Origin of the sequence: Natronomonas halophila, assembly GCF_013391085.1 — an archaeon.
Taxonomy (GTDB): Archaea; Halobacteriota; Halobacteria; order Halobacteriales; family Haloarculaceae; genus Natronomonas; species Natronomonas halophila.
This window is the reverse complement of record NZ_CP058334.1, coordinates 171922-197574: the sequence shown is the minus strand read 5'-3', so window position 1 is coordinate 197574 and position 25653 is coordinate 171922. Positions and strand designations below refer to the sequence as shown.

The 25653-nt window shown below is 65.1% G+C and carries 24 protein-coding genes and 1 tRNA gene; 12 read left to right on the top strand and 13 right to left on the bottom strand.

What is annotated here, in order from left to right:
• Window positions 1–276: 276 nt before the first annotated feature.
• The 6 genes from idsA3 to HWV23_RS00890 all read right to left on the bottom strand — a co-directional run bounded on the left by idsA3 (window position 277) and on the right by HWV23_RS00890 (window position 6106).
• Window positions 277–1302 (bottom strand): geranylfarnesyl diphosphate synthase, encoded by a 1026-nt coding sequence (gene idsA3, locus HWV23_RS00915; protein ID WP_178288594.1) that lies wholly within the window; start codon window positions 1300–1302, stop codon window positions 277–279.
• Window positions 1299–2639: a ribonuclease J gene (locus tag HWV23_RS00910; RefSeq protein WP_178288593.1), complete on the bottom strand. Its 1341-nt coding sequence runs from the start codon at window positions 2637–2639 to the stop codon at window positions 1299–1301. The genes idsA3 and HWV23_RS00910 overlap by 4 nt, the downstream gene beginning before the upstream one ends.
• 290 nt (window positions 2640–2929) lie before the next feature.
• On the bottom strand, window positions 2930–4264 hold the full coding sequence (locus HWV23_RS00905) for a class-III pyridoxal-phosphate-dependent aminotransferase (protein ID WP_178288592.1): 1335 nt from the start codon (window positions 4262–4264) through the stop codon (window positions 2930–2932).
• Between the two features lie 40 nt (window positions 4265–4304).
• Complete coding sequence (locus tag HWV23_RS00900) at window positions 4305–5567, bottom strand: MgtC/SapB family protein (protein ID WP_178288591.1); 1263 nt, start codon at window positions 5565–5567, stop codon at window positions 4305–4307.
• A 59-nt stretch (window positions 5568–5626) separates the two neighbouring features.
• Window positions 5627–5890 (bottom strand): hypothetical protein, encoded by a 264-nt coding sequence (locus HWV23_RS00895; RefSeq protein ID WP_178288590.1) that lies wholly within the window; start codon window positions 5888–5890, stop codon window positions 5627–5629.
• Between the two features lie 132 nt (window positions 5891–6022).
• A tRNA-Leu gene (locus HWV23_RS00890) sits at window positions 6023–6106 on the bottom strand.
• A gap of 164 nt (window positions 6107–6270) precedes the next feature.
• Between HWV23_RS00890 and HWV23_RS00885 the strand changes: the two genes are divergently transcribed.
• Together HWV23_RS00885 and HWV23_RS00880 are read left to right on the top strand one after the other, a co-directional pair.
• Complete coding sequence (locus HWV23_RS00885; RefSeq protein ID WP_178288589.1) at window positions 6271–7605, top strand: APC family permease; 1335 nt, start codon at window positions 6271–6273, stop codon at window positions 7603–7605.
• Window positions 7605–8708, top strand: a complete 1104-nt coding sequence (locus HWV23_RS00880) for a 3-hydroxyacyl-CoA dehydrogenase (RefSeq protein ID WP_178288588.1) — start codon at window positions 7605–7607, stop codon at window positions 8706–8708. The genes HWV23_RS00885 and HWV23_RS00880 overlap by 1 nt, the downstream gene beginning before the upstream one ends.
• Window positions 8709–8722: 14 nt before the next feature.
• Here the strand turns inward: HWV23_RS00880 and HWV23_RS00875 are convergent, their stop codons facing one another.
• Window positions 8723–10372 carry a thiamine pyrophosphate-binding protein gene (locus HWV23_RS00875; RefSeq protein WP_178288587.1) on the bottom strand — a complete coding sequence of 550 codons (1650 nt, stop codon included), beginning with the start codon at window positions 10370–10372 and terminating at the stop codon, window positions 8723–8725.
• Window positions 10373–10520: 148 nt separating this feature from the next.
• On the opposite strand from HWV23_RS00875, the gene HWV23_RS00870 reads away from it, so the two are divergent.
• From HWV23_RS00870 to HWV23_RS00835, 8 genes are all read left to right on the top strand, one after another.
• Window positions 10521–11072 carry a hypothetical protein gene (locus HWV23_RS00870; RefSeq protein WP_178288586.1) on the top strand — a complete coding sequence of 184 codons (552 nt, stop codon included), beginning with the start codon at window positions 10521–10523 and terminating at the stop codon, window positions 11070–11072.
• Window positions 11073–11101: 29 nt separating this feature from the next.
• A complete protein-coding gene (locus HWV23_RS00865; RefSeq protein WP_178288585.1) occupies window positions 11102–11551 on the top strand; it encodes a hypothetical protein in 450 nt (149 codons plus the stop codon).
• Between the two features lie 31 nt (window positions 11552–11582).
• Window positions 11583–12062, top strand: a complete 480-nt coding sequence (locus HWV23_RS00860; protein ID WP_178288584.1) for a DUF309 domain-containing protein — start codon at window positions 11583–11585, stop codon at window positions 12060–12062.
• 42 nt (window positions 12063–12104) lie between these two features.
• Window positions 12105–12695 (top strand): AsnC family transcriptional regulator, encoded by a 591-nt coding sequence (locus HWV23_RS00855; protein ID WP_178288583.1) that lies wholly within the window; start codon window positions 12105–12107, stop codon window positions 12693–12695.
• Between the two features lie 120 nt (window positions 12696–12815).
• Complete coding sequence (locus tag HWV23_RS00850) at window positions 12816–15413, top strand: heavy metal translocating P-type ATPase (protein ID WP_178288582.1); 2598 nt, start codon at window positions 12816–12818, stop codon at window positions 15411–15413.
• 61 nt (window positions 15414–15474) lie between these two features.
• The gene (locus HWV23_RS00845; protein WP_178288581.1) at window positions 15475–16632 is read left to right on the top strand and encodes an MBL fold metallo-hydrolase; all 1158 of its coding nucleotides are present in this window, start codon (window positions 15475–15477) and stop codon (window positions 16630–16632) included.
• Between the two features lie 44 nt (window positions 16633–16676).
• Complete coding sequence (locus HWV23_RS00840) at window positions 16677–17318, top strand: class I SAM-dependent methyltransferase (protein WP_178288580.1); 642 nt, start codon at window positions 16677–16679, stop codon at window positions 17316–17318.
• Between the two features lie 42 nt (window positions 17319–17360).
• On the top strand, window positions 17361–18020 hold the full coding sequence (locus HWV23_RS00835) for a 2,5-diamino-6-(ribosylamino)-4(3H)-pyrimidinone 5'-phosphate reductase (RefSeq protein WP_178288579.1): 660 nt from the start codon (window positions 17361–17363) through the stop codon (window positions 18018–18020).
• A gap of 35 nt (window positions 18021–18055) precedes the next feature.
• On the opposite strand, the gene HWV23_RS00830 is transcribed toward HWV23_RS00835, so the two are convergent.
• The 4 genes from HWV23_RS00830 to HWV23_RS00815 all read right to left on the bottom strand — a co-directional run bounded on the left by HWV23_RS00830 (window position 18056) and on the right by HWV23_RS00815 (window position 20923).
• Window positions 18056–18340, bottom strand: a complete 285-nt coding sequence (locus HWV23_RS00830) for a DUF7545 family protein (protein WP_178288578.1) — start codon at window positions 18338–18340, stop codon at window positions 18056–18058.
• A 124-nt stretch (window positions 18341–18464) separates the two neighbouring features.
• Window positions 18465–19001, bottom strand: coding sequence for a hypothetical protein (locus tag HWV23_RS00825; RefSeq protein ID WP_178288577.1), 537 nt, complete (start codon window positions 18999–19001; stop codon window positions 18465–18467).
• A gap of 91 nt (window positions 19002–19092) precedes the next feature.
• Window positions 19093–20136, bottom strand: coding sequence for an NAD(P)/FAD-dependent oxidoreductase (locus tag HWV23_RS00820; RefSeq protein WP_178288576.1), 1044 nt, complete (start codon window positions 20134–20136; stop codon window positions 19093–19095).
• 94 nt (window positions 20137–20230) lie between these two features.
• The gene (locus HWV23_RS00815; RefSeq protein ID WP_178288575.1) at window positions 20231–20923 is read right to left on the bottom strand and encodes a hypothetical protein; all 693 of its coding nucleotides are present in this window, start codon (window positions 20921–20923) and stop codon (window positions 20231–20233) included.
• A gap of 108 nt (window positions 20924–21031) precedes the next feature.
• Here HWV23_RS00815 and HWV23_RS00810 point away from each other — a divergent pair, with 108 nt between their 5' ends.
• Complete coding sequence (locus HWV23_RS00810) at window positions 21032–22003, top strand: ferritin family protein (protein ID WP_178288574.1); 972 nt, start codon at window positions 21032–21034, stop codon at window positions 22001–22003.
• A 311-nt stretch (window positions 22004–22314) separates the two neighbouring features.
• On the opposite strand, the gene purD is transcribed toward HWV23_RS00810, so the two are convergent.
• Window positions 22315–23610, bottom strand: coding sequence for a phosphoribosylamine--glycine ligase (gene purD, locus HWV23_RS00805; protein WP_178288573.1), 1296 nt, complete (start codon window positions 23608–23610; stop codon window positions 22315–22317).
• Window positions 23611–23682: 72 nt separating this feature from the next.
• Window positions 23683–24465 carry a twin-arginine translocation signal domain-containing protein gene (locus HWV23_RS00800; protein ID WP_178288572.1) on the bottom strand — a complete coding sequence of 261 codons (783 nt, stop codon included), beginning with the start codon at window positions 24463–24465 and terminating at the stop codon, window positions 23683–23685.
• Window positions 24466–24584: 119 nt separating this feature from the next.
• On the opposite strand from HWV23_RS00800, the gene HWV23_RS00795 reads away from it, so the two are divergent.
• Entirely contained in the window at window positions 24585–25604 is a 1020-nt protein-coding gene (locus tag HWV23_RS00795; protein ID WP_178288570.1) for an AI-2E family transporter, read from the top strand.
• Window positions 25605–25653: the final 49 nt, after the last annotated feature.

Below are 25653 nucleotides of genomic sequence, written 5' to 3'. Positions count from 1 at the left end.
TATCGCTTATAAAAGATAGGATAGAGAGCATCCGCGAGCGCGAAGCGCTCGCGGTTCCCGGCGACGAGCGATAGCGAGACGCGACCGTAGGGAGCGTCTCGGAAATGCGAACGGCGAACGAAGTGAGCCGTGAGCAAAGCGAGTCGCCGTAGCGCCGACTGACTAACGCGGCGCGACCGCAGGGAGCGCCACGGCTGGAAGGAGGCGCGCATATTTTCACCGAGAACCGGGGTCGCGGCAACGCCGCGACCCACGTTCTCGTGCAAAAAGTGGGTTTTAGTACCCGCGTTCGACCAGATAATCCGCGATGTCTTCGAGCAGTTCGCGGGGTTCGTTCTCGGGGAGGACTTCGAGGCGGTCCTTCCCGCTTTCGACGAGGTCTTGGGCCATCTCGCGGGCGAAGTCGATGCTGCCGGCGTCTTCGAGCGTCTGGACGGCGTCCTCGATTTCCTCCTCGGTCGGGTCCTCGGAGACGAGGTTGTCGACGTCGACGCCGTTGTCGCGGGCGTGTAGCGTGATGATGGTCCGTTTCCCCTCGATGAGGTCGGAACCACGCTGTTTGCCGAGTTGCTCGCTGGAGACGGTCAAATCGAGAAGGTCGTCCTGAATCTGGAAGGCGCGGCCGATATCGAGGCCGTAGCCGTGGAGTTCGGAGACGGTCTCCTCGTCGCTGCCCAGCAGGATGGCTGGAATCGAGGCGGCCGCGGCATAGAGGACGGCCGTCTTGAACTGGACCATCTCGAGGTATTCATCGGTCGAGACGTCCGACCGGTCCTCGAAGTCGACGTCCAGCGCCTGCCCCTCACAGATTTCGGTGCAGGTGGTCGCGAGTTCGTCGAGGGCCTCGACGCTCTTTTCGGCGGGCGCGCCGGTATCGAGCATGTACTCGAAGGCCTTCGAGTAGAGCGTGTCGCCGGCCAGAATCGCGGTTTCGAGGTCGTACTCGCGGTGGACCGCCGGCACGCCACGTCGGAGGTCGTCGTCGTCCATGATGTCGTCGTGAATCAGGGTAAACGACTGGATGACCTCGATGGAGACGGCGGCCGAAAGCACGTCCACGTCACCGTTGACCGGGGAGGGGAACGCCCGATAATCGTCGCTAAGCGGCTCGACGTCCGAAATCGATTCGGCGGCGAGCAGCAGGATGGTCGGCCGCAGGCGTTTGCCACCCGCGTCCAGCAGGTAGCGGGACGCGGAGTAGAGCCGCTCGGGCTTTTGAATCGGCAGTTGCTCCGTAATCGCCTCGTTGACGATTTCGCGGCGGTCGATCAGCGCCTTCTCGACGCGTCCTGTGGTCGTCATTCCGTCAGCTGGATGATGTTGCCGTTCTCCGTGACGTGGAGGTCACGACCGAGCTGGTAGCCCTCGTTCCGCGCGAGGTCGACGTACGGCGCGAAGCCTTCCATCGACTGGTGGGCCGGGATGACGTTCTCGGGGTTGAGGGCCTGCAGCATCTCGTAGTGGCCTTCCGTGTTCAGGTGGCCGGAGACGTGGATGTCGTCGTAGATGCGGGCGCCCTGCATACCCAGAAGCTTCTCGGCCTGGTAGCGCTGGCCCTCGTTGGTCGGTTCGGGGATGACACGGGCACTGAAGATGACCTTGTCGCCCTTGTCCAGTTCGTAGGGCGTCTCGCCGCGGGCCATCCGGGTCAGCATCGCGCGGGGTTCGCCCTGGTGGCCGGTGACGATGGGGAGGTAGTTCTCCTTGCCCTCTTCCATAATCCGCTTGAAGGTGCGGTCGACCGACTTGCGGTGGCCGTACATCCCGAGGTCATCGGGGAAGTCGACGAAGTCCAGTCGTTCGGCAGTACCACTGTACTTCTCCATCGAGCGGCCCAGCAGAACGGGCTGGCGGCCGATATCGTCGGCGAACTCGACGAGGCTCTTGACACGCGCGATGTGGCTGGAGAACGTGGTGGCGACGATGCCACCCTCGTAATCCTGCACCGAGTACATCACGTCTTTCAGTTGTTCGCGGGCGACGGACTCGGAGGGCGTCTTGCCCTTCTTGCCGGCGTTGGTACAGTCCTCGATGTAGGCGAGCACGCCCTCGCGACCGATTTCGCGGAACCGGTCCATGTCGATGGGGTCGCCCAGCACCGGGTTGTGGTCCATCCGCTTGTCGAGGCCGTAGACGACGGCGCCCTCGGGCGTGTGGAGGACCGGGTTGATGGCGTCGATGATGGAGTGGGTGACGTTGACGAACTCGAGTTCGCAGTCGTCACCGATGGACATCGTGCCGCCGGGGTCCATCTTCACGAGGTCGTTCTGGACGCCGAATTTCTCTTCGCCCTCGATCTGCTGTTTGACGAGTTCGATGGTAAAGGGCGTCGCGACGATGGGGGCATCGTAGCGGTGTGCAAGTTTCGAGATGGCGCCGATGTGGTCGAGGTGGCCGTGCGTGGGCACGATGGCCTGCACGTCACCTTCGAGTTCGGACATGACGCGGTCGTCCGGAATGGCCCCCATGTCGATGAGGTCCAGACTGTGCATTCGTTCGGTCTCTACGTTGTCGTGAATGAGGACCTTCGACAGGTTCAGCCCCATGTCGAAGACGACGACGTCGTCGCCGGCGCGGACGGCAGTCATCTGCCGGCCGACTTCCTCGTATCCGCCAATGGTTGCGATTTCGATTTCCATGGTTTATCCTCCGAGGGGTCGCAGGCGGACTTACCAGTGGGCGACCGGCCATGTACACGGCCGTCTGTGACGGACGCGACACCGACGGAGTCGGTGGGCCGACGGTCGGAACCGACAAGGCCCGCGTGGCCGCTGCCACGCACACAAGCCCTGCCAGCCGTCTCCCGTCAGCAACTGCCGGTCGCCCACATGAGTCCGGGGCGACCGTTGCTCGGTTACATGGACATTTGCCCCCTGGCTTTAAAAAGTACGGGGTTGCCGATTTCGCCCCGACCGCCGCGAGAAACCGGTTATGCGGCCGCCTCGACGGCTTCCGAGAGCAATCGAACGCCCATCGATATCTCGCGCTCGCGGACGTCCAGCGGCGGGAGCAACCGGAGCGTTTTGTGACCACAGACGAGGGTCAACAGCCCGCGTTTCATCGCCGCCTCCTGGACGTCGTCGCGGCGCTCCTTGGTGTCGAACTCGACTGCGAGCATCAGGCCCTTGCCCCGGACGTCGATGGCGTTCGGCAAGTCCGCATCCGCCAGTTCGTCCTTCGCCTGCTGGCCGCGCTCGACGGCGTTGTCCATAAGGTTCTCCTCGCGGATGACGTCGATAGTCAGCGCGCCCTGCAGCGAGTCGATGATGTCGCCGGCGCCCCACGTCGATGACAGCCGTGATTTCTCGCTGGGGAAGACGTCTTCGCTGGCGATGGTCGCGCCGACGCGGGCACCCTTCGCGGCACAGATGACGTCCGGTTCGATGGCGAAGTCGTCGGAGGCCCAGAACTCGCCCGTCCGGCCGATACCGGACTGAATCTCGTCGGCGATGAGCAGGATGTCGTGTTGCTCGCAGATGTCGGCGACCTCCTCGAGAAAGGCGTCGCTGGGGACGTGATAGCCGCCTTCGCCCTGAATCGGCTCCATGATGAGATAGGCGACCTCGTCGGCGTTGACGTGGCCGGTCTTGGGGTGGAGCATCCGGCGGAGTTGCGAGGTATCGCCCGCGAAGAACCCGCACTCACAGGTGGCCGGCGAACAGCCGTTGTCTCGGCAGAACGGCACGTCGTGGATGCTGCCCAACTCGGGGAACTTCCGGCGGTAGACCTCCTTCGAGCGGTTTAACGAGAGGGTGCCAAGCGTCCGGCCGTGGAAGGCGCCCTCGAAGGTGATGCCGTATTTGCCGGCCGTGTCGTCATAGCAGATTTTCAGCGCGTTCTCGACGGCTTCGGCCCCGGAGTTCGAGAGAAAGACCGTATCCATGTAATCGGGCGAGACGTCGGTCAGCCGGTCCATCAACTCGGCCGGCCCGGGGTAGTCGATGTTGCCCGGGTCGCCGGCGGTCGTATAGAAGTCCTGACCGGCGATTTTGAGCGGGTCGACGACGTCGAACTCCTCCATTCGCTCCAGCAGGTCGGGGTTGTTGTAGCCCAGCGGCGCGGCGGCGACGTGGCCCGTGAAGTCCATCAGGACGTTGCCGTCGGCGTCGGTACAGAACGGCCCGGTCGCCGGGGCGGTGCTGTCCCAGACGAACTCGTAGACGTACGTGCTCGGCGCGGCGAAGGAGCCGTGGTACTCGACCCGCTCTTTGGCCTTCGGTCCGGGAATTTCGTCGACCTGCGGCGCTACCGTCTCGCGGTCCATGACTAAGGTAGGGCCAGACGGCTGTTAATATTGCCGGGCGCTACAGGAAGACCATCACGCCGGTGACGACGCCCGCAGCGACGAGCAGAACGGTGCTCCCGACGGTGACGCCGCGGGCGAACTCTCGGTTCGGCGAGAAGGCGGTCATCCCGACCTTGACGAGGATGCTCGCCGCGGAGGCCAGCAGGATGGCGATGACGGCCTCGTCGGACGAGACCTGCCCGTTCGAGTAGAGGACGACGGCCGACGCGGTCGCGCCCGCACTGGAGACGAGTCCCGAGATAATCGCGGCCACATAGAGGCCGCCGGTCCCGAAGAGCGCCTCGGCGAAGCCGCCGGCCAGCAGGACGACCAGAAAGAGCGCGCCGATACCGAGCGCGTACTGGAGCGTGAACGGCGTCCCAAGGTCCATCTCTACGGATTCCGACCAGTCGGCGGTGACGAAAGCGACGACGACGGCCCCGACGACCACCGCACCGAGCGGGATGGCTGCCTCGACGAGGACGCCGGCCCCGAGCGTGAAGAACAGCGCGATAGCGAGGTTCCGAATGGCCATCGACGCGTTCGACAACAACACCGCTGCGACGCCGTATTTCGATGCGTCGGGATGCTGGTTGACGTGGTCCAGCATCGCGCCGACGACACCCGTCGAGGAGGCGAAACCGCCGAAAAATCCCGTCACAGCGATGCCGCGCCCGCCGTAGAGCCGGACGATAGCGTAGTTGGCGATGCCGATGCCGGCCACGAAGACGACCATGAGCCAGACGACGCGCGGTTCGATGTCCACGGAAGCATCGAGCACCGAGATGGTTCGGGATTCGGCCGGAAGCAGGGGATAGATGACGAAGGCGAGAATGGCGAACTCCGCGCTGGCCTGGACCTCTTCCTTCGAGAGTTCGTCGGCGACGCCGTGGAGTTCCTGCTTGAAGACTAGCAGCAGCGAGGAGACGACGGCGACGGTGACGCCCTCGAGGATGTAGCCCGAGGCGACGAGTGCGCCGACGCCGTAGGTGACCAGCAGCGACACCGACGTGGTCAACGACAGCGCGTCGCCTTCGGCGAGGATGCCCTGAATGCCAAGCATCCCGCCGATGACGACGACGAGCAACGCCCCGGCGACCAGCAACAGCGGCTGGTCGAGGATGGTAAAGACCGCGGCGACGAGGCTCACCAGCGCGAACGTCCGCACACCCGCGGACTTGTCGGACCACTCGCGTTCGAGGCCGAGAAACAGCCCTAAAAGCGCCGCCAATCCGAGGGCGACCACGTTGCCGTCCAGCAGCCCGGTACCGAACTGTTCCATCGAGTCGGGGGTTCTCCCGGCCGGCGGTTAAGCGCGTCGGCAGTTTCGGTGTCTGTTGCTCAGTAGTCGCTGCCTTCGTGCAACCGACTGCCGTCGCGTGGACAGTATTCGAATTCGGGGTCACGCGTACGGAACGAACAGCGGTCACACTCCTTTATCGGCGGTCGCTCGGCGGCTTCCTCGCCCGTTCGCTTGAAAAGGAACGGGACGAACGGCACGAAGAGGAAAAACAGGAACGACCCAGTGTAGAGATACAGGCCGACGCTGAGCGCGATGCTCACCGCAAGGCCCGCAAGCGCCGTCAGCGTTCGAGAGCCGACCATATTTCAGGTACGCGCCTCGGGCGGTTTTGGGTTTCGGAACCGACACGGTGCTGTCGCTGTCGGCGTCGCGTTATGAGGAATGTTGCGAGGGAAGACGCCCCCGAGAGGGAGTCTTCCGCACTGTTTGGGCAGTGCGAGGGAAGGGATTTGAACCCTCGGACCTCTACAGGAGCGGATCTTGAGTCCGCCGCCGTTTCCGGGCTTGGCTACCCTCGCACGCACCTCGGCCTAATGCCTCCGTCCGGTTTCAACGCTCCGGTTTCCCTCCCTTCGGACTTCGGATGCAGGCGTTGCCGCGGCATCGATACGCGGATACGGTCTCTCGGCCGAACAGGGTCCGAGCGGTCAGTTATTTGTAGTAGTCCCGTAAAGAGCGCCCCGTGACAGATAGTAGCACTCAACAAGGAGACGGCTCCATCGGCCTGCTGGATGCCGTTGCCATCGAAGTCGGTCTCATCGTTGGGGGTGCGCTCTTCGCCCTGATCGGTGTCGGTGTCGGGCTTGCGGGAGCGGGCGTGACGATCTCGTTCGCCGTTGCGATGACGATTGCCGTCCTCGGACTCGTTCCGACGGCGATGCTCGGGGCGACGTTCCCGACGACCTGCGGTCACTATCGGTATCCGGCCCGGTTCGTTTCGCCGACGCTCGCGTTTCTGGCGGCGTGGGGGCTGGGAATCAGTATGTTCGCGGGCGGATTGCCGCTGTACGCGCTTACCGCTGGCGAATACCTGACACCGTTCGTTTCGATGTCGACGACTACGACCGGGTTGCTGATTTTGACGCTCTTTTTCGTGCTGAACCTCTTCGGGATTCGACTCGCGGCACGGGTACAGTTACTCATGTTTCTGGGGTTGCTCGTTGCGCTCGGGGCGTTCGTCGTACAGGGGATACCGGCTATCGAGACGGCGAACCTCACGCCGGTTTTCGCCAGCGGTACTACTGGTATCCTGGTCGGTGCCGGCGTCCTCTACTTTACGTGTCTCGGCGCGAATTTCGTCATCGACCTCGGCGGTGACCTCCGCGATGCCACGGTGACGATTCCACAATCCTTCCTCGTCAGTATCCCTATCGTCTTCCTGCTGTACGTCTCCGTTGCCGTGGTCGCTGTCGGAACGGTCGGTGTCGATGCGATGACGGGCCAGACGTTATCGGTCGTCGCCCAACAAATCCTCTCGCCGGCGTTCCGGACGGTCTTTATCGTCTGTGGAGCGCTGTTCGCTGTCGCGACCAGTCTGAACGCGACGTTCATCCTGATTCCGCGATACGCCGAGGCGCTCTCCGACGCCGGGGTGTTCCCGGAGATTCTAGGCATGACGAACGACCGATTCGGCACCGCCCACTGGACGCTTCTCGGGACCTACGTCCTGAGTGCCGTCGTGTTGCTCGCGCCGCTTCCGTTCGACGACCTCGGAACGATGCTCGCGTTCGGCGGGGCCTTCGTCGTCACCGCGGTGATGGCCGCCGCCATTAGCGTGATTCGGAGACGGCCGCCCGAGTTCGACCCGACGGCGTTTCCCCTCTCGATGCGGGTGGTGTACGGAATGGCGCTTCTCGCGGTACCGCTCAACCTGCTATTGCTCCTGCTTTTGGCCGTGCAGTCGACGCTGCTTTTCGGCGTCTGGATACTGCTGTTGGCCGGCGGGCTCCTCTACTACCATCTCCGAATGAATTATTACGGCGTACGGGACACGTCTTCGAAGGAGCACCCGAGATAATGTCTGTCACTACCACCGGGGTCGTCGGGGCCGGGCTCATGGGCCGCGATATCGCCGGCCTGCTGGCGAACGCCGGCTATCAGGTCACGCTCGTCGACGTCGATTCGGACGCCCTCGCCGCTGCACGGACGTATCACGAATCCGAACTGGCCGACGAGCTGCGGGCCGGTGGCATCGACATCTCCGGCACCCCCGCCGACCGTATCACCTACGACCCGAACCTCTCGGCGCTTTCGGATGCCGAGTTCGTCGTCGAGGCGGTTCCGGAGCGACTCGGCCTCAAGCGGGACGTGGTGGAAACGCTCGAAGACGTCCTCGCCGCCGACGCGGTTATCGGAACGAACACGTCCTCACTGACGCCGGGCGACATCGCCGCGGAGATGTCCCATCCCGAGCGCGTCGTGCTGTTCCATTTCGCGAACCCGGCTCTCCGGCGCGATATGGTCGAGATTTCGGGCGACGAGGCCAGCGACGAAACGCTCGAAACCGCCGAGAACGTGGCCACTGCTATCGACCGGAAGCCGATACGTCTCGATCAGGAATACAGGGCAAACGGACTCTCACGTCTGTCGGCGAGCATCAAGTGTGCGGCGACATGGGAACTGTTGGATGCCGAGCCAGCAGCAATCGACGTCGCGGCGACGAACGTCGGGTTCGACCGCGGGCCGCTGGAACTCATCGACCTCATCGGCCTCGACGTCCATCTCGCGACGGTCGAGAACCTCTCCGAGGTCTACGGTGACCGATATGCGCCACCGGCGGAAATCCAGAGCCGTATGGAAACGATGGTGGATGACGGGCGCCTGGGTAAGAAATCGGGTGAAGGGTTCTTCGAGTGGGACGACCAGGGATGTCAGATTCCGACGCCGGAGGAGCCACACGACATCCAGCCGATTCTCGCAGCGCTCGTCAACGAAGCACACCGACTCGTCGACGACGGTGTCGCCGACCAGGAGACGGTCAACGAGATATTGAAACGCGGCGGCGACAGCGAAATCGGCCCCTTCGACCTCGAAGAGATGTTCGGTCGGGAGGCGCTCCGAGAGACGCTTCGGACTCGCCACGACGAAACCGGTGGCCGCGTGTACGACCCCGTATTCTAATCGAGGGCCGAGACCTACACGAGCACCGGCGGAACCGCGTACGGGTCGACCTGCACGTCGAGCAACGTCGGTTCATCGCTGTCGATGGCGGCCGGCAGTTCCTCGAGGAGTTCCTCGGTGGTCTCGATTCGGGCGCCGCGACATCCGAACCCGCGGGCGACGGCGGCGTAATCGACCCCGTCCTCGAAGTCAGTCGAGAGCTGGAAGTTGTCGGTACCGACCTGACTCGCCTTCGAGGAGCCGAGGCCATCGTTGTTCAAGATGACGACCGTCAGCGGCAGGTCTTCGCGGACGGCCGTTTCGAGGTCGGAGATATGGTATCCGATGCCGCCGTCCCCGGAGAGCGCGACCACGGGCGTTTCCGGCCGAGCGGCCTGCACGCCGAGTGCTTGCGGGAGGCTGGCGTTGATGCCGTCGCTTCCACGCGCCTGCAGATATCCGAGACCCGGTTCTTCGACTTCGTAGAAGGCGCCGCTGAAAAAGCCCGAATAGCTCGTCGCGCTGACGAGGACACCGTTCGCAGGAATACGTTCGTTCAACTCCTCGACGACGCGAGCGGGAGCGACGGGTGCGGCGTCGCTCGTCAGGTCGTCCGCATGGGACTGACGCCATTCGGCCCGGTCGGCATCGAGAGACTCGATGCGGCTTTCGCGGTCGTCGTAGTCGGCATCGGCCGATTCGAGGAGGGCGGCGAGGGTGGCTCGAAGGTCGGCGTGAATCGCGACGTCGGCCTCGTAGTTTTTCCCCAGCCAGGCTTCGTCGAGGTCGACGTGGACCACGTCGGCGTTCTCGTCGAGCAGCGACCAGCCGACGGTCGTGAGGTCGCTGAAGCGGGTGCCAAGGCCGACGACGAGGTCCGCCTCCGAGAGGGCGTCGTTGGCGACCTGACAGAAGCCCCATCGCCCGGCCACGCCGAGTGCGAACGGTTCGGTTTCGGCGACCGCGCCTTTGCCGTTTATCGACGTGACGACCGGCGTGTTCGTTCGCGTCGCGAACTCGGTCAGGAGTTCCGATGCGCCGGCCCGAACCACGCCTTCGCCGGCCAGGATGACCGGCGTCTCCGCCTCGTCGAGTTTCTCTACGACAGCCGTGACGCGTTCAGCGTTCGGTTCCGGACGGTCGGCTGGATACGACGCCGGAACGTCGTCGGGCAGCGAGTACGAGGAGTCTTCGACCAGTACATCGCCGGGAAGGTTCACGTGTGCTGGTTTCGGGACGCCCGTCGTCATCAGCCGAATCGCTGCATCGACGGCTTCGACGGCACGGTCAGCCGATTCGGCGTCGAACGTGGTGTCCGCGTACGGCTCCAGAATCGCCTCGTTGTCGGCGTCCTGTATGACCTCTCGGCCGCGGATGTCACGTTCGTTATCACCGGTGAGCGCGAGCACGGGACTCGATGCACCGTCGGCCTCACAGAGACCGGCGCCGATATATGCCGCACCCGGCCCGCCGACGCCGTCGACGACGCCAATCGTTCGGTTCGCCCGTGCGTAGCCGTCGGCCATCAGCGCCGCACTCGCCTCGCTGCGAGCCAGAACGTGCCGCACTGACGAGTCAGCGAGGCTCGAATAGTAGGGGTCCATCTGTTCGCAGGGGAACCCGAACACCGTCTCGATACCACCGGCTTCGAATAATTCCACAATTTGGTCTGTCGTATCTGCCATCGTTGGGTCAACTCTATAGTGGAGAGTCGCACTAACGCGTGTCATTGGATGACACAAAAGTGTACCTCCCCGTATTGACGGTCCGATTCCCACGAATCCCCGACAGTCCGTCGGAACGTACTTGCCCACGGCCCCACAGTCGGCAGGTATGCCGGAGATGTCGCGGCGGGACCTCGCGGTCACGGGCGCTGTCGCCCTCGTCATCATCGCGGCGGTAGAGGTGCGATTCCTCCGGCAGGGCCACGTCGTCGCGCTCCTCTTCGCGTACGTCGCCGTCTCCGTCGGTAGCATCGCCCTTGCACGGTCCGACAGCGAACCGACCGCGCGAGCGAAGGCGACGCTGGTCGCGGTGACCTTCCTCGCGGTCGCGGTCTCGGTCGCCGGAGGCGTTCAGGCGCTCCCCTCCGAAACGCTTCCGTGGCCCCTACAAATCGGCTATCTGGCCGGCCGGTGGGCGCTCCCGATATCGCTGACGGTCGCTGGCGGGATATTCGAAACGGCCGAACAGCGCCGAAAGTTCGCGGTCGCCCACGCCCTCGCGCTCCTCGCGCTTTTCGCGGGTGCGCTGGTCGTCTACGGTAGTACGGGCGTCCTCCTCGCGGCGCTCGGTCGAACGCTCGGCTACTACACGGTTGGCGTCATCGTCGCCTATCCCGCGGTGCTGTCCTACCGGCAGGCGCTCGCCGCCGAAAGCGCGTGACAAAAATACCTCGGGCGACAAGCGGTGGTATGGCTATCTCTCCGTATCTCGTCTTCGAGGAAAACGAGTGGAAAATCGACATCTCCAAAGGCCGGGAGGGACGCGACCAGTTCGCCCTCTCGGATAAGGCCGAGGCCCTGCTCGTCGACGACCTCGAATACGGCAATCGCGACATCGTCCCGTGGCTGACGACGAAGACGCTGGCGCTGGCCGGCGGCGCCTACCTGCGGGACGAGAAGACCGACGCCCGCGACCTCGCGTGGTCGATTACGGGCGCCGACGGCGGCCGCGAGGCGACCGACGAGGAAGTCGAGGCCGTCGCTGAGTACCTCAAAAGCGTCGAAATCGACCAGCACGCCGTCGAGACGGTCACGGAACACGTTCGAACGACGCGGCTCTCGGAGGTCATGTCCGCGGACGACATCCGGAGCAAGCGCGAGCGGATGAACGGCCTCCGCGGCATCGCGAAGGACCTGTGATTTTAGCCGCTGGCCGCCCTATCTGTGCCTGATGGACGACCACACCCGCGACCCGACCGTCGGCCCGCCCGCCGGAGAGCCGACGGGGTGGCGCGCGGACGGCCGCTGGGAGCACGCCACGCTCCGGCGGGCGACCGAACACGGCGTCCGCCTTTTCAATGCGGGCGAGTTCCACGAATCCCACGACTGCTTCGAACACGAGTGGTACAACTACGGTCGCGGAACGACCGAAAGCGCCTTTCTTCACGGAATGGTTCAGGTTGCCGCCGGCGCCTACAAGCACTTCGACTTCGAGGACGACGACGGGATGCGGTCGCTGTTTCGGACGGCCCTCCAGTATTTCCACGACGTTCCCAACGACTTCTACGGCGTCGACGTATTGGCCGTCCGCACGACGCTGAACAACGCCCTCAACGACCCGACTGAACTTCACGGCTGGCAGATTCGGTTCGACGGCACCCACCCCGAGGCTCGCGATATCGACTTCGAGTACGCCGAAGGGTTCGACTAACGGCGACGAAACCGGTTTATAAGCACGCCTGCAAGCACGACCATGCGCGACCTCGACGAGACGGACCACGAACTCCTTCGGCTGCTGTCGGAGGACGCTCGCCGCCCCTACAGCGACCTCGCCGAGAAGGTCGACCTCTCGGCGCCGGCGGTCAGCGACCGCATCGACCGCCTCAAAGAAGTGGGCGTCATCGAGGGGTTTACCGTCGACCTCGACCGCTCGAAACTCCGAGAAGGCGTCCGCATGGCAGTCACTTTCGAGACGACGCCCGGCGAGACGACGACGGTTCGGGAGGCGCTGGCGGACTGCTCGGGGGTCGAACAGGTGTTCGTCACCGCCGAGGGCCGCCTGTTCGTCGTGGCGACGGTGCCCGACGGCGACGTCGAAACGCATCTCGCCGCGGCCTTCGAGACGGGCGCTGTCGAGAGTGTGGAGGCCACGCCGCTCGTGGCGACCGACCGGCAGGCAGGCCTCGGTGAAGCGACACTCGGACTGGACTGTGCTGAGTGCGGCAATACCGTCACCGACGAGGGCGTCACCGCTCGTATCGGCGGCGAACGCTACGAGTTCTGCTGTGAGTCCTGTGAGGCCCGATTCACGGAACGGTACGACGAACTGAAGGAAGGCGCGTAGAGTTTTCCTTTTGTATCAAGCCCTTTTCCCAGATTTACTTTCGAAGTCAAGGTGAGCGTGTGCCTGAGCGCCACATTTTAAGGGACAAAGCGCATGAATACGGGACCCCTACGTATAGATATGACCAGACGGGAACGACTGACCATCGGCGGGATGTCCTGTTCGACCTGCTCGGAGACGGTCACCGAGGCGGTCGAATCCCTCGATGGCGTCGATGAGGTGTCGGTCAACTACGCGACCGACGAGGGAACCGTCGAATACGACCCCGAGTCGGCGTCACTTAGCGAGATTTACGACGCCATCGAGTCGGCGGGCTACGAACCCCACGCCGAAACCCGGACCATCGAAATCGTCGGGATGCACTGTACGAACTGCTCGGAGACCGTCGAGGGCGCCCTCGACGACGTTCCGGGTGTGGTGCGTGCCGACGTCAACTACGCGACCGACGAGGCGACCGTCGAATACAACCCCGAGGAGTTCTCCATCGAAGCGACCTACGACGCCATCGACGACTCGGGCTACGAGGCCGTTCGTGAGACCGAAGGTGACGCAGACGCCGAGGACGGCGAATCCCCTGCCGAGCGCGAACTCCGCAAACAGCGCCGACTCGTTATCGGTGGCGGGGTTCTGACCGCGCCGTTCATCTACCTGATGGCGACGATGGTGACGCCGCTGTCGGCGCCCGAATCCCTGCTCGGCGTCCCGTTCGGCTGGATAGAGTTCGCCATCGCGACCCTGCTGATGGCGACGCTCGGCAAGGAGTTCCTCGTTGGCGCCTACAAGGCCGCGAAGAACCGAACCGCCAACATGGACACGCTGGTCGCGGTCGGCACCACCGCCGGCTACACGTTCAGCGTGGCCGTCCTCCTGCTCGATATCCCGGGTGGGCTCTACTTCGAGGCCGTCGCGTTCATCCTGTGGTTCATCACGCTCGGCAACTGGCTGGAGGCCCGCTCGAAGGCACAGGCCTCCGACGCCCTGCGCGAACTCCTCCGGATGGAAGCCGACGAGGCGACCGTCATCAGAGACGGTGAGGAGGTCACCGTCCCGGTCTCCGAAGTCGAGGTCGGCGACCGGATGAAGGTCCGCCCCGGCGAGCGCATCCCCACGGACGGCGTGGTCGTCGAGGGCGATTCTGCGGTCGACGAGTCGATGCTGACCGGCGAGTCCGTCCCCGTCGAGAAGAGCCCCGGCGACGAGGTCGCGGGGTCGACGGTCAACGAGAACGGCGTTCTCGTGGTCGAGGCCACGCAGGTCGGCGAGGACACCGCCCTCCAGCAAATCGTTCGCCGTGTCAAGGAGGCCCAGTCCCGCCAGCCCGACATCCAGCGGCTGGTCGACGTGGTTTCGGCCTACTTCGTTAGCGCCGTCCTCGCGAACGCGATTCTCTGGGGCATCCTCTGGTTCCTCTTCCCCGACCAGCTATACAGCCTTGCGACCGCCCTGCCGCTGTGGGCCCCCGTCGGCGGCGGCCCCGTCATCGGTGGCGTCCCCGTCTTCGAGTTCTCGGTCATCGTCTTCGCGTCGGCGGTGCTGGTGGCCTGTCCCTGCGCGCTCGGGCTTGCGACGCCCGCGGCGACGATGGTGGGCTCGACCATCGCCGCTAAGAACGGCGTCCTGTTCAAGGGCGGCGACATCCTCGAACGCGTCCGCGACGTCGAGGCCATCGTCTTCGACAAGACCGGCACGCTGACCGAAGGCGAGATGCAGTTGACGGACGTCGAAGTCGTCGGCGGTGCGGTCCCCGACGGCGGCGTCGATGGCGAGGCGGCACCGGACGGCGGCGCGGCCGTCGAACGCCAGGCGAAGGACGAGTCGTTCGTCCTCGACGTCGCCGCGACCGCCGAATCCGGCTCCGAACACCCCCTCGGCGAGGCCATCGTCGAGGGCGCCGAGGACCGCGGCATCGACCTCGGCGAGACCCACGAGTTCGAGAACGTGCCCGGTCAGGGCGTGACGGCGACCACCGACCACGGCGAGGTGCTGGTCGGCAACCGAACCCTGCTCTCGGAGCACGGCATCGACACCGCCGCGGTCGACGAGACGCTCGAACGCCTCGAGAAGGAGGGCAAGACCGCGATGGCCGTCGCCCTCGACGGCGAGGTCATCGGCGTCGTCGCGACGGCCGACACCGTTCGCGAGAGCGCCCGACGGACGGTCGTGGAACTGACCGACCGCGGCTACGAAATCTACATGCTCACCGGCGACAACGACCGGACGGCCACCGCGGTCGGCGAGGAACTCGACATCCCCGCCGACAACGTCCGTGCCGAGGTCCTGCCCGACGAGAAGGCCGACGTCATCGACGACATTCAGGGCGACGGGACCAACGCGATGATGGTCGGTGACGGCGTCAACGACGCGCCCGCGCTCACGGCGGCCCACATCGGCGTCGCCATCGGCTCCGGGACCGACGTCGCCATCGAATCCGCCGACGTGACGCTGATGCGCTCGGACCCCGCCGACGTGCTGAAGGCCCTGCGAATCTCGGAGGCGACCATCGCGAAGGTCTGGCAGAACCTCTTCTGGGCCTTCGCCTACAACGTCGCGCTCATTCCCATCGCCTCGCTGGGCCTGCTGAACCCCGCCTTGGCTGGCGCGGCGATGTCGGCTTCCAGCGTCTCCGTGATGTCCAACAGCCTCGCGTTCGCCCGCTACGAACCCGACCGCGATTACGTCCCGCTGCCGCTGCGGCCCTTCCGGGGCCTGCTGGACTGACGCCGACGGAACCTCGGGGTCGGGCCGCAGTTTTACCACATTTGGCACCGAATACCACGCTATGACACGAACAGCCGAGCGCGCGCCCGGGGAGATATCGGCCGAGCGGCTGAAGGAACTCCTCGACGGCGACCGGGGATTCGCGCTCCTCGATACGCGGCCCGAGGCGGATTTCGAGGGCTGGCACATTCCTGCGGCCGAACGCTGCGGCTTCAAACCCGGCGCGGACCTCGACGTCGACCTCTTTCAATCGAAGACCGGCCTCGAACGTGACGACTCCGTCGTCGTCATCTGCGCGAAGGGAATCACCTCCGAACACCTCGCCGAGGAACTGGTCACGGCCGGCTACGAGGACGTCCGCCACGTCGAGGGCGGGATGCGGGCCTGGAGCGCCGTCTACGGCGCGGTCGACGTCGAAACGGCTGGCGATGCGACCATCGTCCAGATGCAGCGCCGCGCCAAGGGCTGTCTCGGCTATCTCGTCGCCGACCCCGAAACCGGCGCTGCTGCGGCCATCGACGTGTCCCGACACACCGAGAAGTACCGGGAAGTGGCCGAGGAACGTGAGTGGGATATCGAACGCGTCCTCGATACCCATATCCACGCCGACCACATCAGCGGCGGCCGCAAACTGGCCGACGAACTCGACGTTCCGTACCACCTCGGCGAACGCGTCGCCGAACGCGACGTGGCCTTCGAGTACGAACCCCTCGCTCGCAACGACGTCGTCAGCGTCGGCGATATCGACCTCAAGGCCCTCTTTACGCCCGGCCACACCTCCGGCATGGCGAGCTATCTCGTCGGCGACGAGGCGGTGCTGACCGGCGACACCGTTTTCGTCGACAGCGTCGGCCGTACCGAGTTGCAGTTCGGCGACGCCGACGCCGCGGCGGGCGCCGAGATGCTCTACGACTCACTCCACGGGACCCTGCTGGCCGAACCCGATTCCGTCGCCGTCCTTCCGGGCCACGCCGACCCGGCCTCCGATGCGTTCGACCCCGGCAGCGAGGTGTCGACCACGGTTCGCCACCTCCGGACCAACCTCGCGTTGCTCGACAGGGACCGCGAGTCGTTCGTCGCCCACATCACCGACTCCGTTCCGGAAAAGCCGCCGAACTACGAGCAGGTTATCGCCATCAACCGCGGGCAGGACGCCCCCGAAGACGACGAGGAAGCCATCGAACTGGAACTCGGGCCGAACCGCTGTGCCGCGGAGTAGCACGCCTCCGGAAAACACTCAAACCCCCCGGCCAGTCTTCCGCTATGGTCGAGAAAGACGCCGTCCGGCAGGGATACGACGAGTTGGGGGACGCCTATGCCGCCCATCGCTCCGGCGAGGGACAGGGAATGGACGCCCTGTCGGCGTTTCTCGAAGCGGTTCCGGAGTCGGCCCGAATTCTGGACGCCGGGTGCGGCCCCGGGCGGCCGGTCCTCTCTCACCTGACTGATGAGGCGTCGGCAGTCGGCCTCGATTTTTCAGGCGAGCAACTCCGACTCGCGGCCGAGAACGCCCCTGAAGCGGCGCTCGTGCGTGGTGATATGACAGCCTTGCCGTTCGCAACGGGGACGTTCGACGCCGTCGTCGCCTACTGGTCGCTGATTCACGTCCCGATGGACGACCACCGGACGGTTATCGACGAGTTCGCCCGGGTGCTCCGCCCCGGCGGCCGCGTTCTCGTCTGTGAGGGCACCGAACACTGGGCCGGCGAGAACCCCGACTGGCTGGACAGCGGCGTCGAAATGGAGTGGGAAATCGCTGGTGCCGAGGCGACGCGCGAACAGTTGCACGATGCCGGCTTCGAGATAACCGATAGCTGGGGCGTTCCGGAGACGCTGGAGGACGACGGGACATCCGCCGAGGACGCGGACGACGACTGGACGTTCTTCGCGGCCCGCCTCCGCTGACGAAGACCAACGGTTTTGCCGGCGGCCCTCCCACCCTGCCGTATGCACGTACTGGTCAACGCCGCCGTCAGCGCTGACGGGAAACTCTCCTCGCGGCGGCGCGAGCAGATCAAAATAAGTGGCGACGAGGATTTCGCCCGCGTCGACCGCCTGCGAGCGGAATCCGACGGCGTCATGGTCGGTGTCGGAACGGTGCTGGCTGACGACCCATCGCTGGTGCGCTACGACGAGGCCCACCGCGCTGCCGTCCGAAGCCCCGAGGCGGCCCCGCCGGCCCGCATCGTCGCCGATTCCCGCTGTCGGACGCCAGCGGATGCCGATATTCTGGCTGGCGACCCCGAGACGTACATCCTGACCAGCGAGGCTGCAGGTATCGACCGCCGCGAGGCGCTGGACGAGGCCGGCGCCTCCCTAATCGTCGCTGGCGCCGAACGCGTCGACCTCGATGCGGCCTTCGCGGCGCTGGAAGCCGAGGGACTCGACCGCATCATGGTTGAGGGCGGCGGCGAACTCATCTTCTCGCTGTTCGAGGCCGGACTGGTCGACGAGCTATCGGTCTACGTCGGCGGCATGATTATCGGTGGCCGCGAGGCGCCGACACTCGCTGACGGCGAGGGCTTCGTCGCTGACTTCCCGGCCCTCGAACTGGACGGCGTCGAGCGTATGGACGACGGCGTCGTCCTTCGGTGGACCGTCGGCTAAGCGGCTATTTAAATAAAAGGGTGTGAGCGGCCGCGTTAGTGCTGGTGGCCGGTCAGTTCCGCGTAGGAGGCGCCGAAGCGCTCCTCGAAGAGGTCCATCGTCTGCTCCTCGATTTCCTTGTACTCCTCGGTGTCGCCGCCCTCGGCGTGGTGGACCGTCGCGTGGATTCGCTGGGCACAGGAGAACAGCGCGAGGTCGCCGACGATTTCGGCGTCGGACTCGTCGGCCTCTCGCATCAGGTCCAGCATCTCCTCGGGGAGCGTCACGTCGTCTTCGTTATTCGGGCCCTCGATGTGCAGGGTAACAGTATCGTCTGCCATACCTTCGATTCACTTCCGCGATAAAAGGGGTTTCCGGTCGAATGTACGCGTCTTGCCCGTTCGGTTCGACGTTGGTGGGCGGCGACGTTCGACGCTGGGACTCGGGGAAGCGTCTGCTGCCGAGTTACGCCTCGAGACAGTCGTGTTCGGACGGTCCGTCCTCGTAGGTCACTCGAACAGCGGCCTGTGTCGGGGTGTCGTGTCCGTTCAGTTCCCACTTTTCGAGCCGTGTGTACAGTTCCTCCGACGCAATCGAGGGCCGTGAATCGAAGCCGAGGTGGAACTCGAAGGTGCCGTCTTCGAGCCGGCTGAGTGGGCATTCGTACGACGGTCGCGGAATCTCGACTCGTGAGATGAAGACGGCGACGAAGAACGTATCGTAGTCGATATCGACCCACTCACCTCGTTCCGGGCTCTGGAGCCGGTCCGCTACCAGCCGTTCGGCTTCGTCGGATTCGCTCGTCAGAACCGCAGCGAACAGCGTCGGCCCCTCATCGAGGGAGGGGCCTCCCTCCACGACCGGCTCCGTAAGTCGAGACGGGGTGTAGCCACTCCGGAACTGCGGGTCTTCGGTGAACGAACTGCATCCCGGAAGCAGGAGCGAACTGGCCCCGGCAGCGCTGGTCTGGAGGATTCGACGGCGGGACGGAGACGGCATCATGGTGAGCGAAATCGGCACTCAGATACAAAAACTCTTTTCCGGCGTCTAGTGGCTGTTGCAGGCCTATCTCGCCAAAGGAGAAACTGTCCGGTTAGTCGTCGTCAGCAGTCGCCGCGTCGGCGGTGGCGCCCTCGGCCCGTTCGAGGTCTTCGAGGTAATCGTCGGCGTCCAGCGCGGCCTTGACGCCCATGCCGCCGGCAGTCGCGGCCTGCTGGTAGTGGTGGTCGACGACGTCGCCGGCGCCGAAGATGCCGGGGACGCCGGTGCGGGTCTGGCCGCCGCCGGAACCGCCCTCGGTATTGATGTAGCCCGTTTCGTCGAGGTCGACGTCGGTGCCCTCTAGGTAGTCGGTATTGGGCGTGTGGCCGATGGCCATGAAGACGGCGCCGACGTCCATGTCGTACTCCTCGGTTTCGGGGTCGTCGAGGTTGTCCTTCGGGTAACCGGTGGGGTTGCTGGCGAGGGTGACGCCCTCGATGCCCTCGGCCTCGCTGCCGTGAATTTCGAGGAGTTCGGTGTTCGTGAGGATTTCCACGTCGCCCTCGGCTTCGAGTTCCTCGATGCGTTCGACCCAGTAGTCCTCGGCGCGGAACTCCTCGCGGCGGTGGACGATGTAGACGGTGTCGGCGAACTTGGTGAGGAAGGCGGCCTCCTCGCAGGCGGCGTCGCCGCCGCCGACGACGAGCATGTCCTCGCCGCGGAAGAAGGCGCCGTCACAGGTCGCACAGGTGGAGACGCCGTAGCCCATCAGTTCGTCCTCGCCGGGGACACCCAGCGTGCGGGCGGAGGCGCCCGAGGCGGCGATGAAGGCGTCGGCGGTGTAGACGGTGCCGTCCCGGAGTTCGATGCGGTGGGGCTGGCCGGGTTCGACGTCGACGATGACGCCGTGGTCGATTTCGGCGCCGAACTGCTCGGCCTGCTCTTTCATGTTGTTCACGAGTTCGGTGCCGTTGATGCCGTCCGGGAAACCGGGGTAGTTGGCGACGTCGGTCGTCAGCGTCAACTGGCCGCCGGGTTCGGGGCCTTCGAGTACGAGCGGTTCGTTGTTCGAGCGGCCCGCGTAGATGGCTGCGGAGAGCCCTGCGATGCCGGACCCGGCGATTACCAGGCGACGATGTTCGGCGTCCTCGGTCATGGACGAACGTAGCCGGTGGGACGGTATGTAGTTTGTTGTGTCCTGCGTCCGCTTGTACACACCCGCGACGCGTGAGCGTGGCTCATGCCCGCATTCACAGGGTCGCCGCAACGAGGTTTCGGACGAGCGTCGGGGCGTGCCGCACGTACATCCGGGGGGCTGTCCGTCTGGCCTCTGCGAGCGCTCGCTGGAGTTCTCCCGAGGCGTCGGCGAAGACACCCTCGCCGTGGCCACAGAGGATACGCTCGGGGTCGGTGGTATCGAGGGCTGTCGGCGGAAGCGGTCGGCGCATCAAGGAGACGCCGAGGCGCTCGCCGGGAGCGGTGAAGTAGTCGGCGGTGCCGACCGATTCGGGAACCACGAGCGTCTCGCCGTCACAGAGCGCCCACTCCTGCCAGGGACCCAGGTTCGTCACCGGCCGAAGCTGATAGTCGGTTCCCGGAAGCCGCCCCTCGAAGCGTTCGACAGAGGCCGCGATATCGCCGGCCGACAGCGCGGACATCCCCTCGGGGAGATAGACCGGCACGTCGTGGCGGGTCGCGATGGCGGCGGCGTCTCGGCGATGGTAACTGTAGAGGACGACAACACCCGTGAGGCCGCCCCACTCCTCGAAGCGGGCGTCGATACCCTCGGCGTCGACGGGGTCGACAGCCCACACGCCGTCGTCGCCGGCAAGGGCGTGGCTGGTCCGCTCCATCGTCTCGTGGGGATGGGAAATCCAGCCGAAGCCGCCGTCGAAGTCGTCGACCACGTTGAGCGACCCGAGGCCGCTCGCTTTCGCTGGCATATCACCGCCTCGGAGCGGCGCGGCTTAAATATGGGGCGCAGCCAGTTTATAAATAGGGCGTCGAAAGAAGGCGGAACTGACAAGCGTGGGTATCCCTACCATAGTCCTATGACCCAGATACGAGACACCGACCGGGAGATGCGCATCGACCCCGAGTCCTTTTCGGGTGGCTACTTCCGCAACGCCGTCTATCGGCATTGGGACCCCTACGAGGACATCCCCGAGGAACTGCTGGAACAGGACCGCGAACGGATTATCGACTCCGATATGTCCTTCGAGCAGTTCGAGGCCTTCCGGGCGTCGGTCGCCAAGTTCGGCGCGGGCGAGGAGGCGGTCACCGAGGACCTCGCACCACTGATGTTGACGCTGGAGGACATCAACGACCAGATGTTCGTCTCCTCCCAGATTTACGAGGAGGCCAAACACACCCAGTTCTTCGACCGCTACTGGCGCAACGTCATCAATCCTGCCGCTGAGGCGAAGGGTTGGGAGGTCACTAACCCCACCGACCAGCGGTACTTCCCCGAGGAGTACGTCGAACTGTTCGACCGCACCGAGGACGCCATGCACCGCCTGCTGGAGGAGGACACCCCGACCAACCGCGCGAAGGCGTTCTGTCATTACCATCTGGTCGTCGAGTCGGTGCTGGCCCAGACGGGTTACTGGGGCTTTCAGGCCACCTTCGGCGAGGACGGCCCCGAGGGGTGGAGCGAGATGGACGACGACGACACCGAAGACGTAGTTTTGGAGGGCCTCATCGAAGGAATCACCCGCATCCGCAGCGACGAGGGGCGGCACGTCGGCTTCGGCATGCGGAAGGTCCAAGAGCTCATCGCCGAGGAGGGCGTCGACCCCGCCATCGTTCAGGGTACCCTGACGGACCTCCTGCCGCTTGTGGCTGGCACCGTCCAGACGGAGTTCGATACCGACGCCGACCCCGCGCCGCTCATCGAGTACGCCCAAGAGAAACTCTCCCGCCGCATCGAAATCATCACCGACGCCGACGCGGAACTGCCGCCCGTCGAGGAACTGGTGAAAATCGAGGGTGCGGACCGCTCCGGGGCCGCTGGCGACGATTGAGGCGGGCAAGGGCCGTTCGAATCCGCCGTGCCGTCGTACGCGAACCGCCACGATGCCGGCGTGTAGTTGGTATACCAAGCATTAACGTCTATTGTGAGCGGCCGTCCAACGCATCCGTGAGCAAGTCAAGACTGACATCGGCGGATCAAGAACGGATTCAGCAGTATCTCCAAAAACCACGATACGAGCGGGATGCTACCGACCTTCTTCCCGAGGATGACGCCGAAAAAGACGACTGAGACGTAGCAATCAAACGCCGTCACCGCCTATCTTCGGCGGACTGGCGCATCAGAAAGACGCTGACGCCCGAGTTACTCGCCGCGGAGTTCGTTCATGTGGTCGATGCGCTGCTGGAGTAGGTCGGCCTTGCCGATGTCGTGGCGCACGCGTAGGCCTTCCTCGCCGGCCTTCCCGAGGGCTTCCTCGGCGATGGCCTCGGCACCCGTAATCGTGTCGGCGAGGCCGACGACGGCGAAGGAGCGGGAGGTGGTCGTGTAGATGCCGTCCTCGCGGGCGTCGACGCTGGCGTAGAACAGCAGCGCGTCGCCGGCCGACTCCGCGTCGATTTTGACCTTCGCGCCGGCTTCGGGGTCGGTCGGGTAGCCGTCGGGGACGGCGTACTTGCAGACCGTCGCCTGATTCGAGAAGGTGAGTTCGGGCAACTCCTCGCCGTCGCGGGCGGCCTGCAGGATGGAGATGAAGTCGGTATCCAGCACGGGCAAGGTGTTCATCGCCTCGGGGTCGCCGAAGCGGGCATTGAACTCCACGACCTTCGGGCCCTCGGCGGTCAACATGAACTGGCCGTAGAGGATGCCCTTGTAGTCCGGCATGGCCTCGACGACGGCGTCGATGACTTCGACGGATTCGGTGTAGTCGGCTTCCGTCATGAACGGCAACTCGAAGGTGGCGTCGCTATACGAGCCCATACCGCCGGTGTTCGGCCCCTCGTCACCCTCGTAGGCGCGCTTGTGGTCCTGTACGGCGGGGGTGACGCGATACTGGCCGTCGGCGACGAAGGCCTGAATCGTGAACTCCTCGCCGACGAGGCGCTCTTCGAGGACGAACTCCTCGTAGTCGCTCTCGAGGACGTACTCGATGCCCTCCTCTTCCGTAATCTGGTCGCCGATGACGCGGACGCCCTTGCCGCCGGTGAGGCCGCGGGGCTTGATAGCGAGGTCGCCGTCGTACTCGCGGATGTAATCAGCGGCCTTCTCGGGGTCCTCGAAGGTGGCGAAGTCGGGACACCCCGGAACGTCGTGGTCGGCCATGAATTCCCGCTGGAAGGCCTTGTCCGTCTCGATTCTGGCCTCTGCCTCTTGGGGGCCGAAGGCGTAGACACCCACCGCGTCCAGCGCGTCGGCGACGCCGGCGTTCAGCGCGGATTCCGGGCCGATAGCCGCCAGCGTCGCCCCGACGTCCTCGGCGTACTCGACGATGGCGTCGGCGTCCGTCTCGTCGATTTCGGAAAAGCCCTCGGCGAGCGAGGCGATGCCGGGGTTCCGGTTCGAGGCACAGGCGTACAGTTCCGCGTCGGCCGAATCGTCGACGGCGCGGGCGATGGCGTGTTCGCGGCCGCCGCCACCGACGAGCAGCACGGTCTCGGTCATACGCGTATCCGACACGCATAGAAGTGTAAACGTTGCTGTTCTCGCGAACGAATCTGTGCAAGAACGTGTGTTCTACACGCGTTCTTCGAGCGTGTAACCGCCGCCGACCGACCAGAAGAAGTCGTGGTCGCCCTGCCGTTCCTCCTCGCAGACGCCGTTTACCGACTGAACGCCGTCGACGCTGCCGCTCCACTCGATGTCGTAGAAGCCGCCTTCGCGGCGCTCGCTGTTGGTCTCGATGGCGCTCGTGGTCTCCTTGAGCGGGAACCGGCCCGACGGCGGCGAGCCCAGTGTGACCTCGCCTTCATCGTCGGATTGTGAAACCGTCGCGGCGTCAGTGAGGGTGCCGTCCCGAAGCGAGATGCTGGTCGAGATGGTCGAGAGGGAGACGTCCCGGACGAGTCGGTCGTCGCCGCCGTCGGCGGCCGCCCACAGCCAGTAACGATAGCGGTTCTGTCCGACCGCGTAGACGGCGACGCTGGCATCGACGATGAGCAGCGGCGCGTCGGGGTCGACCTCATCGGGGTCGAGGCTGGATTCGGTGCCGCCGGGCTGGCCGGGGGTCTCCCGGGAGACGACCATCCGCTGGACGTAGGCCGTTTCGAGGTCGTCGGGCTGTTCGGCCTCCAGTCCCCAGACGCCGCTGTCGCCGTAGCGGTCGGCCATGTCGTCGGTGTAGGTCGCGAAGGCCTCGGCGTCGAGCGACCGTTCGACCGAGGGGTTCAGCGCCCAGTTCGTGCTCGACTCCAGTCGCGTTTCGCGGCGCGTCACACGCTGTTCGATACAGCCGGCGAGGCCGGCCGCGGCGAGCAAGCCGCCACCGGCACGCAGCGCGTCCCTGCGGGAGAGCTTCATGTTCGTCCCGTCTGTCCGGCGACTCAAATAACCCGCTATCACGCGGCGGGGCCGGAACCTCACGCGACACCCCTCGCTCACCAACCCTTTTAGGGGATAGCCGGCATCTACCACCAACAATGGACCGGACGCGAGCAGTCCTGCTCGGACTCGTCGCCCTGCTGCTTGCGATTACGGTGCTTTTGGTCTCGCCGTTCCAGGATTTCGTCTTCCTCGCGATACTGCTGTTCTACCCGCTCAAACCGCTCTACGACCGACTTACCGAACACGTCTCCCCGGAAATCGCGTCGACGACGCTCGTTGTCGGCGCGACGGTCGTCGTCGTGCTTCCAGTCCTGTTCGTCTTGCGGACGACGGTCCGGAGCATCACGTCGCTTCTCGGACGGGTGCGTCGCGGCGAAATCAGCTTCACGCAACTCGATGCGCGCGTCGAGGAACTGACCGGCGTCGACGTCGACCTCGCGGAGACGCTTCGGACGGTCGCCCGCGATATTCAGTTCGGCGCTGTCGACGGCGTCCTCGGGATTTTCGGAACGGTCACGCACATCGTCATCGGCCTCGGCCTGACGATGTTTCTGCTGTATTATCTGCTCAAGGACGCCGACCGCCTCGCCGCGTGGCTCCGGGCGACGATGCCCCTGCCGGCACACGTCGAGACGGAACTGTACGCGGAGTTCGAGGACATCGTCCACGCGGTGCTGGTGAGCCATGTCCTCGTCGCCGTCATTCAGGGCATCGTCGCCGGTTTCGGGCTGGTCGCCGTCGGTATCCCGAACGCCGTCTTCTGGACCGTCGTGATGGTGTTTCTCGCCGTGCTGCCGATTATCGGCTCGTTTCTGGTGTGGGGACCGGCGGCGGTGTACCTCCTCGTCACGAACCAGCCCGTCGCGGGCACTTTCCTCTTCGTCTACGGAACCATCGTCGTCGGCCTGACCGACGATTACCTCCGGCCAATCGCCGTCGAACGGTACACCGAAACCCGGCTCAACCCCGCGGTCATCATTCTGGGCGTCCTCGGCGGCGTCTACGTCTTCGGCTTTATGGGCGTCTTCATCGGCCCCGTCGTCATCAGTTCGCTCCGGGCGGTCCTCGACGTCTACCGCCGGGAGTTCGGCACGGACGAGAACAGGCCGGTGTAAGCCCGAAAGCAGGGCTGGCCGGACCCACCGCGTTTAGTAACGGTCGGCC

Bases quoted from the DNA above. Each gene is read 5' to 3' on its own strand.
- idsA3 (WP_178288594.1), bottom strand. From the start codon at position 1,302: ATGACGACCACAGGACGCGTCGAGAAGGCGCTGATCGACCGCCGCGAA.
- HWV23_RS00910 (WP_178288593.1), bottom strand. From the start codon at position 2,639: ATGGAAATCGAAATCGCAACCATTGGCGGATACGAGGAAGTCGGCCGG.
- HWV23_RS00905 (WP_178288592.1), bottom strand. From the start codon at position 4,264: ATGGACCGCGAGACGGTAGCGCCGCAGGTCGACGAAATTCCCGGACCG.
- HWV23_RS00900 (WP_178288591.1), bottom strand. From the start codon at position 5,567: ATGGAACAGTTCGGTACCGGGCTGCTGGACGGCAACGTGGTCGCCCTC.
- HWV23_RS00895 (WP_178288590.1), bottom strand. From the start codon at position 5,890: ATGGTCGGCTCTCGAACGCTGACGGCGCTTGCGGGCCTTGCGGTGAGC.
- HWV23_RS00880 (WP_178288588.1), top strand. From the start codon at position 7,605: ATGTCTGTCACTACCACCGGGGTCGTCGGGGCCGGGCTCATGGGCCGC.
- HWV23_RS00875 (WP_178288587.1), bottom strand. From the start codon at position 10,372: ATGGCAGATACGACAGACCAAATTGTGGAATTATTCGAAGCCGGTGGT.
- HWV23_RS00870 (WP_178288586.1), top strand. From the start codon at position 10,521: ATGCCGGAGATGTCGCGGCGGGACCTCGCGGTCACGGGCGCTGTCGCC.
- HWV23_RS00865 (WP_178288585.1), top strand. From the start codon at position 11,102: ATGGCTATCTCTCCGTATCTCGTCTTCGAGGAAAACGAGTGGAAAATC.
- HWV23_RS00860 (WP_178288584.1), top strand. From the start codon at position 11,583: ATGGACGACCACACCCGCGACCCGACCGTCGGCCCGCCCGCCGGAGAG.
- HWV23_RS00855 (WP_178288583.1), top strand. From the start codon at position 12,105: ATGCGCGACCTCGACGAGACGGACCACGAACTCCTTCGGCTGCTGTCG.
- HWV23_RS00850 (WP_178288582.1), top strand. From the start codon at position 12,816: ATGACCAGACGGGAACGACTGACCATCGGCGGGATGTCCTGTTCGACC.
- HWV23_RS00845 (WP_178288581.1), top strand. From the start codon at position 15,475: ATGACACGAACAGCCGAGCGCGCGCCCGGGGAGATATCGGCCGAGCGG.
- HWV23_RS00840 (WP_178288580.1), top strand. From the start codon at position 16,677: ATGGTCGAGAAAGACGCCGTCCGGCAGGGATACGACGAGTTGGGGGAC.
- HWV23_RS00835 (WP_178288579.1), top strand. From the start codon at position 17,361: ATGCACGTACTGGTCAACGCCGCCGTCAGCGCTGACGGGAAACTCTCC.
- HWV23_RS00830 (WP_178288578.1), bottom strand. From the start codon at position 18,340: ATGGCAGACGATACTGTTACCCTGCACATCGAGGGCCCGAATAACGAA.
- HWV23_RS00825 (WP_178288577.1), bottom strand. From the start codon at position 19,001: ATGATGCCGTCTCCGTCCCGCCGTCGAATCCTCCAGACCAGCGCTGCC.
- HWV23_RS00820 (WP_178288576.1), bottom strand. From the start codon at position 20,136: ATGACCGAGGACGCCGAACATCGTCGCCTGGTAATCGCCGGGTCCGGC.
- HWV23_RS00815 (WP_178288575.1), bottom strand. From the start codon at position 20,923: ATGCCAGCGAAAGCGAGCGGCCTCGGGTCGCTCAACGTGGTCGACGAC.
- HWV23_RS00810 (WP_178288574.1), top strand. From the start codon at position 21,032: ATGACCCAGATACGAGACACCGACCGGGAGATGCGCATCGACCCCGAG.
- purD (WP_178288573.1), bottom strand. From the start codon at position 23,610: ATGACCGAGACCGTGCTGCTCGTCGGTGGCGGCGGCCGCGAACACGCC.
- HWV23_RS00800 (WP_178288572.1), bottom strand. From the start codon at position 24,465: ATGAAGCTCTCCCGCAGGGACGCGCTGCGTGCCGGTGGCGGCTTGCTC.
- HWV23_RS00795 (WP_178288570.1), top strand. From the start codon at position 24,585: ATGGACCGGACGCGAGCAGTCCTGCTCGGACTCGTCGCCCTGCTGCTT.